Raw genomic sequence first — 15,687 nt, 5'->3', positions numbered from 1 at the left:
GATCCTACCTTGGCAGATCCGGCGCGGTCAGAACCAGGACGGTATTTTAGAAAGCGTAGTTGGCCGACAGGTACGTCTGGGCGCTGCTGGTCAGGCTCAGCGAACCCTGCTTGCTGCCACTGCGCTCGCTCATCTCGGTGCTGGCATTGCTGCGCAGGTAACGGTAACCCAGTTCGACCGAAGTGTTCTGTGAAACCTGCTGCAGGACACCGGCCTGCACGCCGACGGCGTAACCGATATCGCTGTCGCGGCTGAAGCCTGGGGAATCCTGGGTCAGCTTGGTCAGGCCCGCGGTGCCGCCGCCGAACAGCTTGGTGCTGCTGGTCACTGGCAGGAACACATCGTAGCTGCCGAGCAGGTTTTCCTGGCGCAGTTTAATGCCATTGTGGGAACCGGAGACATTGTCGTAGGTGGCGTAGTAGCGGTGCTGGTCATTCTGCTGACCCAGGCGCACGCCCCAGGTGTTGTCCTTGCCGATCACACCGTCGGCGTTCGGGTTGTTCAGGTTGCTGTTGAGCAGGCTGGACTTCTTCACCTTGTCGCTGGTCTGGCCGTAGGTAAGGCTGGCGAAGTTGCTGTCGGCGGCCTGGACGACAGCGCTGGCGCCGAGAACAGTGAAGGCCAGGATCATCTTCTTGAAAGTAGTCATGGGGGTATTTCCTCATTCGCTATGTGTTTTTGGGTACGGGGCCAGACTACCGACCCCGCCCTGAACTCCCCCTGAACACACTCTGAACCTCGGCTGAATCAAATCGACTAGGCTGTCTGGCAGTCTTTTAAAGGAGAACGGACTATGCGCGCGCTTTTTGCTTGCTTGTTGTTGACCTTCTGCGCAATGAGCCAGGCGGCCATCAAGACCCAGGAAATCCCCTACCAGAGCCCCGACGGTACCCGGCTCATCGGTTACTACGCCTATGACGACGCGCTGAAAGGGCCACGCCCAGGGGTAGTGGTGGTGCATGAATGGTGGGGCCTGAACGACTACGCCAAACGCCGGGCCCGGGACCTTGCAGCCCTGGGCTACAGCGCCCTGTCCATCGATATGTACGGCGACGGCAAGCACACCGAGCACCCGAAAGACGCCATGGCCTTCATGCAGGCCGCCTCCAAAGACAGTGCCGCCGCCAGCGCACGCTTCAAGGCCGGGCTCGACCTGCTGAAGAAACAACCGCAGACCGACCCGGACAAGCTGGCCGCGATCGGCTACTGCTTCGGCGGCAAGGTGGTGCTGGACGCGGCGCGCCAGGGCCTGCCCCTGCTCGGGGTGGTGAGCTTCCATGGCGCCCTGGTCACCAACACCCCAGCCACCCCCGGCAGCGTCAAGGCGAAGATTCTCGTTGAACACGGCGCCCTCGACAGCATGGTCACCGCCGATAACGTCAGCGCCTTCAAGGCAGAAATGGACAAGGCCGGCGCCGACTACCAGTTCGTCAACCTCGAGGGCGCCAAGCACAGCTTCAGCAATCCGGATGCCGACCGCATGAGCCACGGCGAACATGGCGGGCTGGACATCGGCTACAACCAGGCCGCCGATGAACGCTCGTGGGCGGACATGCAGGCGCTCTTCAAGAAACTGTTCAACTGATCCCGCACCGACCGCCCCGGGGGCCTCAACTCCCGGGACAGCGGCCTCAAGGCCGACGGTTGCCAGGCTACCCTCCGGCCTTACAACCCGGCAAAATGCCTGGCATGAATCTCATCCCTACCCTCCCCGCCTGCTGCACCCCACTCGACGACCAGTGGCCGCTGCCCGACGCCCTGCCGGACACCGTCCTGCTCGGCACCCATTTCGATGCCTCGCGCCTGGCCAGCGACGACTTCCAGCTCAGCGCCATCGAGCCGCCCGCGAGCATTCAACGTTCGGTGGCGAAACGGCAGGCCGAGTTTCTCGCCGGTCGCTTCTGCGCCCGCGCCGCCCTGCAACGCCTGGACGGCCTGGACTGCATTCCGCCGATCGGCGAGGACCGGGCGCCGGTCTGGCCGGCGCACATCAGTGGCTCGATCACCCACAGCACCGGGCGTGCCGCGGCGATCGTCGCGCGCAAGGAGCATTGGCGCGGGCTGGGCATGGACCTGGAGAACCTGCTCAACATTGAACGGGCGGAACGCCTGGCGGGGGAAATCCTTATCCCGGCCGAAATGCAGCGCATGGCGGCCGCCCCGCGCGAGCAACTGGCGCTCTGGGTCACCCTGACCTTTTCGGTGAAGGAAAGCCTGTTCAAGGCGCTGTACCCGATCGTCCAGCAACGCTTCTATTTCGAACACGCCGAAGTGCTGGAGTGGACAGCCAGCGGCCAGATCCGTCTGCGCCTGCTGACCGACCTGTCCAGCGAATGGCGCAGTGGCAGTGAACTGGACGCGCAATTCGCCCTGCAGGACGGGCAACTGCTGAGCCTGGTCAGCATCCGGGCTTGATGCCCGGACGAACCTGAGCGCAGGCCCTCAACCTTTATCCTGGTGCCGTGGCCAGCTCAGGCTGAAGCAGGCGCCGCCGAGGGTCTTGCTCCTGCTGATCAACGCGCGGCCGTCATGCCAGTGAATGATCCGCCGCACGATCGACAAGCCCAGGCCGTGACCGCCCGAAGCGCGGGTGCGGCTGTCATCCAGGCGCAGGAACGGGGTGAATATCCGCTCCCAGGCGCTTTCCGGAACCCCCGGGCCATCGTCCTCGACGTCGACCCGACAGCGCATCTGCCCCACCTGGTAACTGACCAGCACCTGCGACTCGGCGTGACGCATGGCGTTGCTCACCAGGTTCTGCAACGCCCGATGCAGGTAGCGCGGCTCGGCCTCGACCCAGGCGCCATCGCAATCCGCCGCGGACAGGCATGAGCCGCGCTGCACCTTGACCTGCGCACGCAACGGCGCCAGCTCGCTGATCACCTGGTTGATCAGGGCATCCAGGTCGATACGCTGGAAGTTCAGCGCCGGCGAACCCTGCTCCAGCCGCGCATAGGTGAGCATTTCGTCCACCAGCCGGTCGAGGTCCTGGATATCGTTGTCCATGCCCTCCATGTATTTGTCCCGGGCCTGGGGAGTGGTCGCCGAGCCGATCATTTCCAGGCCGAAGCGCAGGCGCGCCACCGGTGTGCGCAACTCGTGGGAGACCGCGCGCACCAGCTCGCGCTGGATCGCCAGCAAGCGCTGCAAGTGCTCGGCCATGCCGTTGAAGGCCGCCGCCAGCCGCCCCACCGAGTCGGCGCCACCGGCCGGCACCCGGGCCTCCAGGCTGCCCTTGGCAATGCGCGTGGCCGCCGATTCCAGGCCACGCAAACGTCGCTCCAGCTGGCGCACCAATAAATAGACGATCAGGCCGATCAGGCTCAGTCCCAGCACCGCGATCAACACCAGCCACTGCGGCGGGTAGGGATTCATCTGGTACAGCGGGCCGATTTCCAGGACCCAGGGCGTGCCGACCATCCCCGCGAACACGCGGATCGAGTCGCCGCCCTTGCCCAGGGCCATCACCGTATCGCCCTCGGCAACCCGGCGACGCTGGTCCTCGTCCATGTCCGCGTCGTCCTGGGTGACTAGGTGCATGTCGAAGCCAAAGCCCTTGTCCTTTTTCAAGGCCGCCAGGCGCTCCGGCTGCTCGGCCACCGGAAAGCGCACCAACTCGTCGGCCAGCAGATAGATAGTCGCCCGCGCCAGTTGTTCGCTGATCTGCTGCACCTCACCGGTCAGCAGCAGTTGTTCCCGCTCGCTGACCAGGCGATAGACCCGCGCCGCGTAAGGCCCGGTCTGCTCCACCAGGGCCTGGCCGCGCAGCACGCGGTTGCGCTGCCCGAGGTCGAGGCCGGTCTGGGTGAAGGTTTGCAGGGTCAGCGGAATGCCCAACAAGCGCTCCCATACCGCCAGGGCGCGGCGGCGCTCGATTTCGCTCATCGGTTGCAGGTTGTCGGCCATCAGCGAAAACGTGCCGTGGGCCAGGCGCTCGCGGTATTGCTCGCTGCGCACCTGATTGAGCAGGTGCAGCGCCAGCACGCCCAACAGCGCCACCAGAATCAGCGCGGCGCACATGCCGCCGTAGATGCGCAGAAATATGGAGTTCACGACGACAGGTCGGCAGCGGCTTCGGGGACGAACAGATAACCCTTGCTGCGGATGGTCTTGATCAGCCGCGGGTGTTCCGGGTCGTCGCCGATTTTCGGGCGGATCCGTGAGATGCGCACATCGATGGAACGATCCTGGCCGTCATAGCCGATGCCGCGCAGGGCGGTGAAGATTTCCTCGCGGGACAGAATGCGCCCGGCGTTGGCCACCAGCAGCCAGAGCAGGTCGAACTCGGCGCTGGTCAACTCGATACCGGCATCGTGCAACCAGGCTTCGCGCAAGGCGCTGTCCACCACCAGCGGGCCGAATTGCAGGCGCCGGGATTTCTCCGGCGCGGCGCCGTCCACGGGTTCGCTGCGCCGCAACAGGGCCTGGATCCTGGCCAGCAATAGACGCGGACGGACCGGCTTGCACACGTAATCGTCGGCGCCGGTGTCCAGCCCCAGCACCTGGTCCATGTCGTCGGTGCGCGCGGTCAGCATCAGGATCGGTCCGTCGTAACGATCGCGGACCTTGCGGCAAATGCTCAGGCCATCCTCGCCGGGCAGCATCAGGTCGAGGATCACCAGGTCGGGTTGTTCGGCAATGATCCGCGCCGCGGCCAGGGCGCCATTGCCCTCGATGGCGACGCGCAGTCCGTTGCTCTGCAGATATTCACAGGTCAACTCGGCCAGTCGCTGATCGTCCTCGACGATCAATATCTGCCACGCTTCTTGCTCCACGGTGACCTCTGCTTGCCAGGTACGGGCTCAGGAAGAATCCGCCCGTCTTTTTGTAATGTGAAATGGATAAAACGATGCATCGAAGGCCCGATTGTAGCAACGGCAAAGGCCGTGAACACAAGGCGCTGAATGCGCTCGGTAAAGGCGTTTTTTTGTGATAGGGTTCGCGCCCGCAAAAATCCGCCCCGGGCAGTTTTGCAGGGTAAAAAACAGTGACAAACGGTAGGATCCAGCCCTGCTGCGGCCTGCGTGAGGTTTACTCGCCTCATACACAATTTACGCACAACCTTATCCACAGGCCGTACGTTGCAATCACCCCCAGAAACGCATTATCTTGTAGCGCGGCCGCGAAAAAACCCTATATCTAGGGTTTCAGGCCAAAAACCAAACACAAATCAGACAAGAAACTCAAGCGCTTTTCTTGCACTTCTTTGGTTGAACCAATCGGATTTTCAGAAGCCAAACCGCGCGTGCGGATGGCTGCGGTTTTCCAGCCCACGGCGAGGAAAACGGTACGGGTGTTGCAGTACATGACTGTCACCCACCAGGAATACGGTCACGAGCCCCAGGCTCGCGACCTATGACTTCGGCATGGAAGCGGCGCCAACAGCCCCCCTTCCTGAACTGTCCCGAAGTCGTTATGCCCGGCGTGCGCCGGTTGTAGTGCTTCAGGACGGAACGGTGGGCACCCAAAGGGTGCCCAAACAAACATAGAGAACGTGGAGACACCCATGCAAACCGACACAACTCGCGAGAACCCGCAGGCCAAAGCGCCGCAGGCTGCCGATTCCAACCTGGATCTGTCTGCCACCGCGCCTGGCCAACTGCGAGTGATCAAGCGTAACGGCACTGTCGTTCCTTACACCGATGACAAAATCACCGTCGCCATCACCAAAGCGTTTCTCGCAGTTGAAGGCGGCACCGCTGCCGCTTCGTCGCGAATCCACGACACCGTCGCTCGCCTGACCGAGCAGGTCACCGCCACCTTCAAGCGTCGCATGCCTTCGGGCGGCACCATCCACATCGAAGAGATCCAGGACCAGGTCGAACTGGCCCTGATGCGTGCCGGCGAGCAGAAAGTTGCCCGCGACTACGTGATCTACCGTGACTCGCGCGCCAAGGAGCGCGCCACCCGCACGCCAAGCGAAGAGCCGGTACAGGCTCACCCATCGATCCGCATCACCCGCGCCGACGGCAGCTTCGCACCTCTGGACATGGGCCGCCTGAACACCATCGTCACCGAAGCCTGCGAAGGCCTGGAAGAAGTCGACGGCGACCTGATCCAGCGCGAAACCCTGAAGAACCTTTACGACGGCGTAGCGCTCAAGGACGTCAACACCGCCCTGGTGATGACCGCGCGCACCCTGGTAGAGCGCGAGCCGAACTACTCGTTCGTGACCGCCCGCCTGCTGATGGACACCCTGCGCGCCGAAGGCCTGAGCTTCCTGGAAGTGGCCGAGAGCGCCACCCACCACGAGATGGCCGACCTGTACGCCAAGGCACTGCCAGCCTACGTCGCCAAAGGTATCGAGTTCGAACTGCTGAACCCTGTGCTGGCCGACTTCGACCTGGAAAAACTCGGCAAGGCGATCAACCACGAGCGCGACCAGCAGTTCACCTACCTGGGCCTGCAGACCCTGTACGACCGCTACTTCATCCACAAGGACGGCGTGCGTTTCGAACTGCCGCAAATCTTCTTCATGCGCGTGGCCATGGGCCTGGCGATCGAAGAGAAGCAGAGAGAAGACCGTGCCATCGAGTTCTACAACCTGCTGTCGTCCTTCGACTACATGGCTTCGACTCCGACCCTGTTCAACGCCGGTACCCTGCGTCCACAGCTGTCGAGCTGCTACCTGACCACCGTGCCGGACGACCTGTCGGGCATCTACGGCGCCATCCACGACAACGCCATGCTGTCGAAATTCGCCGGTGGCCTGGGCAACGACTGGACTCCGGTGCGTGCGCTGGGCTCCTACATCAAGGGCACCAACGGTAAATCCCAGGGCGTCGTGCCGTTCCTGAAAGTGGTCAACGACACCGCCGTAGCCGTGAACCAGGGTGGCAAGCGCAAAGGCGCTGTATGTGCCTACCTGGAAACCTGGCACATGGACATCGAAGAGTTCATCGAGCTGCGCAAGAACACCGGTGACGATCGTCGTCGTACCCACGACATGAACACCGCCAACTGGATCCCTGACCTGTTCATGAAGCGCGTCTTCGATGACGGCAAGTGGACCCTGTTCTCGCCATCGGAAGTACCGGACCTGCACGACCTGACCGGCAAGGCCTTCGAAGAGCGCTACGAGTACTACGAAGCCCTGTGCGAATACGGCAAGATCAAGCTGTTCAAGACCATCCAGGCCAAAGACCTGTGGCGCAAGATGCTGTCCATGCTGTTCGAAACCGGCCACCCTTGGCTGACCTTCAAGGACCCGTGCAACCTGCGCAGCCCGCAGCAGCACGTGGGCGTGGTCCACAGCTCGAACCTGTGCACCGAGATCACCTTGAACACCAACAAGGACGAGATCGCCGTTTGCAACCTGGGCTCGATCAACCTGCCGAACCACATCGTCGACGGCAAGCTGGACACCGCCAAGCTGCAACGCACCGTGAACACCGCTGTGCGCATGCTCGATAACGTGATCGACATCAACTACTACTCGGTACCGCAGGCGAAGAACTCCAACTTCAAGCACCGTCCGGTCGGCCTGGGGATCATGGGCTTCCAGGACGCGCTGTACCTGCAGCACATTCCTTACGGTTCCGATGCTGCCGTCGACTTCGCCGACAAGTCCATGGAAGCGGTGAGCTTCTACGCGATCCAGGCTTCCTGCGACCTGGCCGACGAGCGTGGCGCCTACGAGACGTTCCAGGGTTCGCTGTGGTCCAAAGGCATCCTGCCGCTGGATTCGCAACAGATCCTGATCGAAGCCCGTGGCCAGAAGTACATCGATGTCGACCTGAACGAAACCCTGGACTGGGCACCAGTGCGCGCCCGTGTACAGAAAGGCATTCGTAACTCCAACATCATGGCCATCGCTCCGACCGCGACCATCGCCAACATCACCGGCGTGTCGCAGTCGATCGAACCGACCTACCAGAACCTGTATGTGAAATCGAACCTGTCGGGCGAATTCACCGTGATCAACCCGTACCTGGTTCGCGACCTCAAGGCTCGTGGCCTGTGGGACTCGGTCATGATCAACGACCTGAAGTACTACGACGGTTCCGTGCAGCAGATCGAGCGCATCCCGCAAGAACTCAAGGAGCTCTACGCGACTGCCTTCGAAGTGGAAACCAAGTGGATCGTCGACGCCGCCAGCCGTCGCCAGAAGTGGATCGACCAGGCTCAGTCGCTGAACCTCTACATCGCCGGCGCTTCGGGCAAGAAGCTCGACGTGACCTACCGCATGGCCTGGTACCGTGGTCTGAAAACCACTTACTACCTCCGTGCCCTGGCCGCGACCAGCACCGAGAAGTCGACCATCAACACCGGCAAGCTGAACGCTGTTTCCAGCGGCGGCAACCACGGTGACGACTCGGTCCTGGCCGCTCCAGCCGGTCCTGCTCCAGTGCCGAAGGCTTGCGCCATCGACGAGCCGGATTGCGAAGCTTGCCAATAAGCTGAGCCGATAGGCGCCTCCCCGGCGCTTATCCGAACCCCCGACAGGCCCTGCCTGCCGGGGGTTTTCTTTTGCCCGGGAAAGCCACAGCACCACCGAATCCAAAGGACGGCACTTCGAGGACCAAGCCCTCCCACAACCTGTTGCAGACGACTTGCCAGAAGCCCCCAACGTCAGCTTCGCGGGAATGAACCAGCCGAATACAGCCCTGTGAGCCAGGCAGCCGTGGCAGGACCGATCCACCTCCTCTGCCATATCCCTCATCGCGAGCAAGCTTCGCTCCTACAAAAGCGGGTCGTGGTCGATGAAGCTTGCGGGCACAAAAAAGCCCCTGCGATGAGGGGCTTTTTTTCAAGCGCTGTCAGCCAGCCATTATCAGGTCATCTGAATAATGGTCTGCATGATGGTGCTCTGGGTGGAGATGGTCTTGGCGTTCGCCTGGTAGTTGCTCTGGGCCTTGATCAGGTCCACCAGCTCGTTGGTCAGGTTGACGTTCGACTCTTCCAGGGAGTTGGACACGATCGAACCCAGGGTACCGGTCTGAGGAGCATCGTAGCCCGGCACACCCGAAGCGTAGGTTTCTCTCCAACTGGTGCCGCCTACCGGCTGCAGGCCTTGTTCGTTGGTGAAGCTGGCCAGGGAGATCTGCCCGATGGCCTTGTTCTGGCTGTTGCTGAAGTTGGCGAACAGGGTACCGGTGCCGTCGATGGTCAGGTTGGTGATCTGGCCAGTGGCGTAGCCGTCCTGCACCGGCAGCGAACGCGCGGTATCGGCGTTGAACTGAGTGGTGCTGGTCATGGAGATGGTCACGCCACCGGGATTGGCGCTGGCACCGTTGGCCTTCCACGTACCGTTGGTCACAGTGCCAGGCACCCAGCCCGCCAGGGTCAGGTTGTTGCCCGGATTAGGCGTAGTGGCAGGCGGCGTGATGACCGAAACCAGTTTGCCGGCGGAGTCGAAATTCATGGTCGATGCGACTGGAGCGGTAGCACCGGTGGTGGTCGGAGCGGAACCATCGAGGTTACGACCATCGACCAGGGTGTAGGTCTTCCAGGTGTTGGCACCGGTTTTCACCATGTACTGGTCCAGCTTGTGCTCGTTGCCCTGGCTGTCATAGATCGGTGTGCTGAACTGCTTGGTGTAGGTTTCCACCTTGGTCGGATCAAAGGCAAAACCTGTCACGCTCTGGTCGATGACCGGCGCGGTGGAGTTCAGGTTGATGGTCGAGGACACCGAGCTGGTGGCCTTCGGCGACAGGTTCGAGGTGTCGATGCGCAGGTCGGTCAGCACGCCGTTGACGATCTTGCCATTGGCATCGACCGCATAACCTTGCAGGCGGGCAGTGCCATCGGTGTTGGTGATGTAGCCGTCCTTGTCGGTCTTGAAGGTACCGGCGCGGGTATAGGTCAGCGAGCCGTTGTCGCTCAGCACAAAGAAACCCGAACCCTGGATACCCATGTCCAGTACGTTGCCGGTGTTGTTCACGTCACCCTGGCCGAACTGCTGGGAAACGTTGGCCAGACGCACGCCATTACCGATGGTCTTGCTGCCGGTGCCCAGCTTGGTGGCCGAGTAGACGTCGGCGAATTCGGCACGCGACGATTTGAAGCCGGCGGTCGCCACGTTGGCGATGTTGTTGCCGGTCACGTCCAGTTGCTTGTTGGCAGCGTAGAGACCGCTAAGGCCGATATTAAAAGACATATTCCACTCCTTGTGCCGCGTTAGTCGGCTCTAGATACCAATGGTTTGAACTTTGGAGAGCGCCACGGGGCTGCTCAGTCCTGCGAGGTTCAACATCAGCTCACCGCCGGTCTGGCTGATGGTGACGCTGTTGACCGTCGCTGGCAGGTAGGTGACCAGGTCGGTCGCCTTGCCATCGATCGTTGTGCTGGCCTTGAAGGTGTAATTGCCCGGATCGGCCTTGGTGCCGTCGGTCTTGGTGCCGTCCCAGACGAAGCTGGTGCTGCCGGCCTTCTGACTGCCCAGGTCGAGGGTCTTGACCTCCTTGCCATCCTTGTCAGTGATGGTCACCTTCAGACCGCTGACGCTGGCCGGAACCGTCACCGAACCGGTCATGCTCTTGGTGGTGTCGACCTGGGTGGTACCGGCCTGGACGATCACCGAACGCCCCACCAGGGACGAAGCCTGCAGGGCCTGGGACGACTTGTAGCTGCCAGTGATGGAGTTCACCGAGGTATTGAGGGTGGTGATCCCTTCCAGGGTGGAGAACTGCGCCAACTGGGCAACGAACTCGCTGTTGTCCTGCGGGTCCAGCGGGTTCTGGTTTTTCAGCTGGGTCACCAGCAGCTTCAGGAACGCGTCCTTGCCCAGCTCGTTTTTACCCTTGACGCTGTTGGTGGCCGCCGCCAGGCCATCATTGCTGGTGGTCGGGGTCTTCTTCGAGGAGTTCGCCAGGATCTCCTTGAGCGTCAGGCCACTGGTGCTATCGGAAACACTCATCTGAGTCGCCTCTTATCACTGACCGAGGGTCAGGACCTTCTGCATCATGGTTTTGGCGGTGTTCATCATTTCCGCGTTGGTCTGGAACGAGCGGCTGGCGGAAATCATGTCGGCCATTTCTTCCACCACGTTGACGTTGGGGTAGTAGACATACCCCTTGGCGTCGGCGGCCGGATGGTTAGGCTCGTAACGCGCCTCGAGGTTGCTCTGGTCCTCGACCACACCCAGCACCTGGACGCCCTGACCAGCCGCGTCCTGGTTCTGGAACAGCGACTGGCTGCCGCCGCTTTGCGCGCCCTGGAACATAGTGGCGAACACCGGGTGGCGCGCACGGTAGGTCTGGTCGATGCTCGAGGAGACCGTCTCGGCGTTGGCGATGTTACTGGCGACGGTGTTCAAGCGAGTGGTCTGGGCACTCATGCCACTACCGGCAATATTGAAAACACTGGCGAGGGACATGGATTACTCTCCGCGCAGGGCTGACACCAGCCCTTTGAATTTGCTGTTGAGCAGCGTGAAGCTGGCCTGGAAGTTCACCGAGTTCTCGGCGTAGTTCGACTGTTCCAGTTGGGCATCCACGGTGTTTTGGTCGATCGATGGTTGCATCGGCGTGCGATACAGCAGCGACTCGTCGCCGTTGCTCAGGCCTTCAGCTTCGATGTGCCGGCTGTTGGTCATGTTCAGGGCAAAGGTGCCGCTCTTGGCTTTCTCGTTCTGCTCGGCGAGCACGGCGGAGAAGTCCAGATCCCGAGCCTTGTAGTTCGGGGTGTCGGCGTTGGCGATGTTGTTGGCCAGCACCTCGGCACGCTTGGCGCGAAAGCCAAGAGCCTGTTCATGAATGCCGAGCGCTTTATCGAAGCTGATGCTCATGTCGGGAAACCTTCGACCAGATTTTTCGTAAGCTGGACATAGCAAGCCGCGTGCCAAGTGCTCGAACCCCGTAAATCAAGGCTTTGCGGGCAGCGGCAAAGCGGCAATGCCAGAAAAGCGGCAAGGCATTTCCGCGAAACGTCAGCAAAGCGGCAATGCAACGGTTGCCGCCCTGCGCCACAGAAGGAATCGCAGGCACAAAAAAAGAGGCCCGAAGGCCTCTCTTTTCAACAGCGACATTCCTACTTCGCCTGGTAAATGATCCCAGGGCTGCACTGGACCATCTGATAGTGGTCGGGCAATCCATTGAGCGCTTCGGACGCCCCGAGAAACAGGTAACCACCCGGTTTCAGGGTGCTGTGAATGCGCATCAGGATGTCCTTCTTCACCTCGGCGGAGAAGTAGATCAGCACATTGCGACAGAACACGACGTCGAATTTGCCCAGGCTGGCATAGCTGTCCAGCAGGTTGAACGAGCGGAACTCGACCCGGCTCTTGATCGGCGCCTTGACCACCCAGCGCCCCGGCCCCTTGGGGTCGAAATAGCGCTGCAGGCGGTCGGCCGACAAACCGCGACCGATCGCCAGGCTGTCGTACTCGCCGGTCTTGCAGTTGTTCAACATGGTCCCGGACAGGTCAGTGGCAACGATCTGCACCCCCATCTTCAGTTGCCCCATGTTGGCCTTCTCGAACTCGTCGATCGACATGGACAACGAATAGGGCTCCTGGCCCGAGGAACAGGCCGCTGACCAGATGCGCAAGCGCTGGTTGGGACTGGCCTTGATCGCCTCCGGCAGGACCTTGTTCTTCAACACCTCGAATGGATAGGTATCGCGAAACCACAGGGTCTCGTTGGTGGTCATGGCGTCGACCACCATCTCTCGCAAACCGCTGCGCGGCTGGCTCTGGATGCGCTGAACCAGCTCCCCGAGGGATTTGATGCCTTGCTGTTCCATCAGCTTGTTGAGACGGCTCGACACCAGATATTGCTTGTTCTCGCCCAGCAAGATCCCACAGGCTTTTTCCAGGAACACCCGGAACTGTTCGAAATCCAAATTACCCGTAGACAATGATGCCGCCTCTTAAATCGTATGACCGCCGGGGATGGATATCCCTAGCTGTTATCTGCTGCTTTGATCCGGTCGACAACCCGGGATGCCAGGTCATCAGGACGAAACTTGGCAAGGAAGTCATCGGCACCGACCTTCTTCACCATCGCCTGATTGAATACACCTGACAACGAAGTATGCAGGATGATGTGCAGCTTTTGCATGCGTGGATCGTTGCGTATTTCGGCTGTGAGGGTGTAGCCGTCCATCTCCGGCATCTCGATGTCGGAGATCATCATCAGAAACTCTTCTTCAGGTTTCTTGCCCTCGTCGACCAGCTTGCGCAGGTAATCCAGCGCCTGTCGGCCGTCGTTCAGGGCCACCACTTCGACCCCCACGGTCTGCAGGCAACGCGTGACCTGCTTGCGCGCCACCGACGAGTCATCGACCGTCAGCACCCGCAGCGAAACCGCCTTGTGCTGAGTCTCGACATCCACCACGCCCACCGAAATGGTCTCGGGTGTCGGCGCGACCTCGGCCAGCACCTTCTCGACGTCGATGATTTCCACCAACTGATTGTCGACCCGCGTCACCGCCGTCAGGTAGTGATCGCGCCCCGTCCCCTTGGGTGGCGGATGGATCTCCTCCCAGTTCATGTTGACGATGCGCTCGACCGACCGCACCAGAAACCCCTGGGTCTTGGTGTTGTACTCAGTGATGATGACAAAGGGGTTGCTCAGATCCTGCAACCCGCCTGAACCGGTGGCCATCGCCAGGTCCAGGATCGGAATGGTCGCCCCTCGAATATTCGCGACACCGCACACCACAGGACTGGATTTGGGCATCAACGTCAGTTTGGGGCATTGCAGTACCTCCCGAACCTTGAACACGTTGATCCCATAGAGTTGCTGCCCATCGAGACGGAACAACAGCAGCTCAAGGCGATTCTGCCCTACCAGTTGCGTGCGCTGGTTCACCGAATCCATTACACCAGCCATGCCCAGACTCCCCAAAGCTTAAGTTCCGACGCGCGCTCATCGCTAAACGGCACGGCGCTTGCTTTTTAACTGTTATGAACGCCAAAACGACATTTTCCCGACGCCTGACATCAAACTACCGCAGATTGCTGTACGGGCTGTCGGCTTTGTTTTTTTTAAACCCTGGCCATCCTGCCGTTGCTGACTCGGTAACCCTGCCTGATCTACTTATCGGCGTCACTCAGGGGTTTCTTGAATTCACCGTAGAAGACTATTTAGCCACCAGTCAAACCCCGGGGCGCTACGAGATCCAGGTCAATCAGCTCGACCCGCGGCTGCGCATGCCGCACTGCGACAAGGAATTGACAGCGACCCTGGAAAGCCCGGCGCAACCGCTGGGACGCGTGACCGTTCGTGTGCGTTGCGACGGCGCCTCGCCCTGGACCGTATTCGTGCCCGCCCAGGTCAAGCTGTTCCGCGAAGTGGTGACCACCACCCGGCCACTCAAGCGCGCCGGCATCATCGGCCCCGAAGACGTGATGCTGCGCGAGCGCGATATCGGCCAGATCAATCAGGGTTATCTGACCTCGGTGGACCAGGCCATCGGGCAGAAGCTTGTCCGACCAATGGTCGCCGACCAGCTCGTCACCCTGGTTCACCTGGAACAGGCGGAAGTGGTGCGCAAGGGCGATCAGGTGGTGATCTCCGCCCGCAGCGGCACGCTGAACGTGAAAATGCCGGGTGAAGCCTTGTCCAATGGCGGCATGAGCGAGCAGATACGGGTCAAGAACCTCAATTCACAACGGGTCATCAAAGCGCGGATCACCGCGCCGGGACAGGTGGAAGTCGCGATGTAGACGACTGGCGCTGCGCACTCTTGCCCCCTAAACTGTGGCCCATGCAGGGCAATAGCGGCGCGTGCGGGCTTATCGATATTTGAAGCCTAAAGTTTTCCGGGGTATTGCCGAAAACAAGTCAAGCGTCCAAATACCCAGAGGTTTTTTACCATGGTCATCGATTTCAGCCGTTTAAACAGCTCTCCTTCACTCACCGGTAGCACGCGCACCAGCGCCAGCAAGGAAACCGGCGACGCCGACAAATCCGCGCCGCTGAACGCTCCGGCCGAACAGGCCAGCACCAGCGGGGAGTCGGTACACCTCAGCAATGAGGCTCAACAGTTGCAGAAGATCACTGACAAGCTGCGCGACCAGCCTGCCGTCGACAACGCCCGCGTGGCCGAGTTGAAGCAAGCGATTGCCGATGGCAGCTATAAAGTCGACAGCAACCGTGTAGCCAGCAAACTGCTCAATTTCGAAGCCCAGCGCTAGCCAATAAGGCCTGCGCCAGTTTTTTGGACGCTTAAAACCCAAGGCCATACATGCACGACACTAATTTGCTGCAACTGATCACTGACGACTTTGCTCCAGCTCAACAATTGCTGGAATTGCTGCGCACCGAATCCCTCGCCCTGCACGGTCGCGACATGCCGCTGCTGGAAGAGATTCTTGCGCAGAAGCAAGCCCTGATCATTTTGCTCGAGCAGCATGGCCGCAAACGCAGCGAAATCCTTGCCAGCCTGAATCTTCCTGCCAGCCGCGCCGGCCTGGAACAACTGGCCAGCCATTCTTCGGTTGGCGAGCAGTTGTTGACCCAGAGCGATGTGCTGACCCAGATGCTTGCCGATTGCCAGGCGGCGAACGAACTCAACGGTCGCTCGATCCAGGTTCAACAGGCCACCACCGCCAATCAATTGAAGATCCTCACCGGTGGCGAGCCTCCAGCCCTCTATGATGCCCGCGGCTCAACCGCCAAGCTGGCCAAGCCTCGCCCGCTTAGCCAGGCCTGACCCCAGAGATGAGCGCGCCCTATCAAGTCGTGGAGCATGCTGGCAAAATGCCGGCTCTTGCGTGTAGTCGTATTTTGTCTGGAGATT

General features: G+C 60.9%; 16 protein-coding genes. 6 read left to right on the top strand and 10 right to left on the bottom strand.

The window, feature by feature from the left end:
* Positions 1–46: 46 nt before the first annotated feature.
* Positions 47–649, bottom strand: a complete 603-nt coding sequence (locus tag NRG23_RS27765; RefSeq protein WP_007931772.1) for a hypothetical protein — start codon at positions 647–649, stop codon at positions 47–49.
* A gap of 144 nt (positions 650–793) precedes the next feature.
* Here NRG23_RS27765 and NRG23_RS27760 point away from each other — a divergent pair, with 144 nt between their 5' ends.
* On the top strand, positions 794–1,585 hold the full coding sequence (locus NRG23_RS27760; RefSeq protein WP_016702516.1) for a dienelactone hydrolase family protein: 792 nt from the start codon (positions 794–796) through the stop codon (positions 1,583–1,585).
* 104 nt (positions 1,586–1,689) lie between these two features.
* A complete protein-coding gene (locus NRG23_RS27755; RefSeq protein ID WP_038634305.1) occupies positions 1,690–2,415 on the top strand; it encodes a 4'-phosphopantetheinyl transferase in 726 nt (241 codons plus the stop codon).
* Between the two features lie 27 nt (positions 2,416–2,442).
* Here NRG23_RS27755 and NRG23_RS27750 read toward each other — a convergent pair whose 3' ends face one another.
* The 3 genes from NRG23_RS27750 to NRG23_RS27740 form a co-directional block, all read right to left on the bottom strand.
* Positions 2,443–4,053 (bottom strand): ATP-binding protein, encoded by a 1,611-nt coding sequence (locus NRG23_RS27750; protein ID WP_009050296.1) that lies wholly within the window; start codon positions 4,051–4,053, stop codon positions 2,443–2,445.
* Positions 4,050–4,775, bottom strand: a complete 726-nt coding sequence (locus NRG23_RS27745) for a winged helix-turn-helix domain-containing protein (protein ID WP_016702519.1) — start codon at positions 4,773–4,775, stop codon at positions 4,050–4,052. The genes NRG23_RS27750 and NRG23_RS27745 overlap by 4 nt, the downstream gene beginning before the upstream one ends.
* 364 nt (positions 4,776–5,139) lie before the next feature.
* Entirely contained in the window at positions 5,140–5,307 is a 168-nt protein-coding gene (locus NRG23_RS27740) for a hypothetical protein (protein WP_155290718.1), read from the bottom strand.
* A gap of 199 nt (positions 5,308–5,506) precedes the next feature.
* Between NRG23_RS27740 and NRG23_RS27735 the strand changes: the two genes are divergently transcribed.
* Positions 5,507–8,398 carry a ribonucleoside-diphosphate reductase subunit alpha gene (locus NRG23_RS27735; protein WP_038576782.1) on the top strand — a complete coding sequence of 964 codons (2,892 nt, stop codon included), beginning with the start codon at positions 5,507–5,509 and terminating at the stop codon, positions 8,396–8,398.
* Between the two features lie 375 nt (positions 8,399–8,773).
* On the opposite strand, the gene flgE is transcribed toward NRG23_RS27735, so the two are convergent.
* The 6 genes from flgE to NRG23_RS27705 form a co-directional block, all read right to left on the bottom strand.
* Complete coding sequence (gene flgE, locus NRG23_RS27730) at positions 8,774–10,099, bottom strand: flagellar hook protein FlgE (RefSeq protein ID WP_009050299.1); 1,326 nt, start codon at positions 10,097–10,099, stop codon at positions 8,774–8,776.
* 30 nt (positions 10,100–10,129) lie between these two features.
* A complete protein-coding gene (gene flgD / locus NRG23_RS27725) occupies positions 10,130–10,858 on the bottom strand; it encodes a flagellar hook assembly protein FlgD (RefSeq protein ID WP_009050300.1) in 729 nt (242 codons plus the stop codon).
* 15 nt (positions 10,859–10,873) lie between these two features.
* Positions 10,874–11,317, bottom strand: coding sequence for a flagellar basal body rod protein FlgC (gene flgC / locus NRG23_RS27720; protein WP_009050301.1), 444 nt, complete (start codon positions 11,315–11,317; stop codon positions 10,874–10,876).
* A 3-nt stretch (positions 11,318–11,320) separates the two neighbouring features.
* Positions 11,321–11,728: a flagellar basal body rod protein FlgB gene (gene flgB / locus NRG23_RS27715; RefSeq protein WP_016702521.1), complete on the bottom strand. Its 408-nt coding sequence runs from the start codon at positions 11,726–11,728 to the stop codon at positions 11,321–11,323.
* Positions 11,729–11,970: 242 nt separating this feature from the next.
* The gene (cheR, locus tag NRG23_RS27710) at positions 11,971–12,798 is read right to left on the bottom strand and encodes a protein-glutamate O-methyltransferase CheR (RefSeq protein WP_009050303.1); all 828 of its coding nucleotides are present in this window, start codon (positions 12,796–12,798) and stop codon (positions 11,971–11,973) included.
* 44 nt (positions 12,799–12,842) lie between these two features.
* The gene (locus tag NRG23_RS27705) at positions 12,843–13,775 is read right to left on the bottom strand and encodes a chemotaxis protein CheV (protein ID WP_007921626.1); all 933 of its coding nucleotides are present in this window, start codon (positions 13,773–13,775) and stop codon (positions 12,843–12,845) included.
* Positions 13,776–13,849: 74 nt separating this feature from the next.
* Between NRG23_RS27705 and flgA the strand changes: the two genes are divergently transcribed.
* The 3 genes from flgA (at position 13,850) to NRG23_RS27690 (ending at position 15,600) form a co-directional block, all read left to right on the top strand.
* The gene (gene flgA, locus NRG23_RS27700) at positions 13,850–14,611 is read left to right on the top strand and encodes a flagellar basal body P-ring formation chaperone FlgA (protein WP_124340630.1); all 762 of its coding nucleotides are present in this window, start codon (positions 13,850–13,852) and stop codon (positions 14,609–14,611) included.
* Between the two features lie 150 nt (positions 14,612–14,761).
* Positions 14,762–15,082 (top strand): flagellar biosynthesis anti-sigma factor FlgM, encoded by a 321-nt coding sequence (flgM, locus tag NRG23_RS27695; RefSeq protein ID WP_009045139.1) that lies wholly within the window; start codon positions 14,762–14,764, stop codon positions 15,080–15,082.
* Between the two features lie 50 nt (positions 15,083–15,132).
* On the top strand, positions 15,133–15,600 hold the full coding sequence (locus NRG23_RS27690) for a flagella synthesis protein FlgN (protein WP_009050305.1): 468 nt from the start codon (positions 15,133–15,135) through the stop codon (positions 15,598–15,600).
* The last annotated feature ends 87 nt before the right edge of the window (positions 15,601–15,687 follow it).

Origin of the sequence: Pseudomonas sp. T8 (assembly GCF_024610635.1) — a bacterium.
In the GTDB taxonomy this organism is placed as follows: Bacteria; Pseudomonadota; Gammaproteobacteria; order Pseudomonadales; family Pseudomonadaceae; genus Aquipseudomonas; species Aquipseudomonas chlororaphis_I.
Note: the sequence above shows the minus strand (reverse complement) of the source record. Positions and strands in the feature narration are given on the sequence as shown.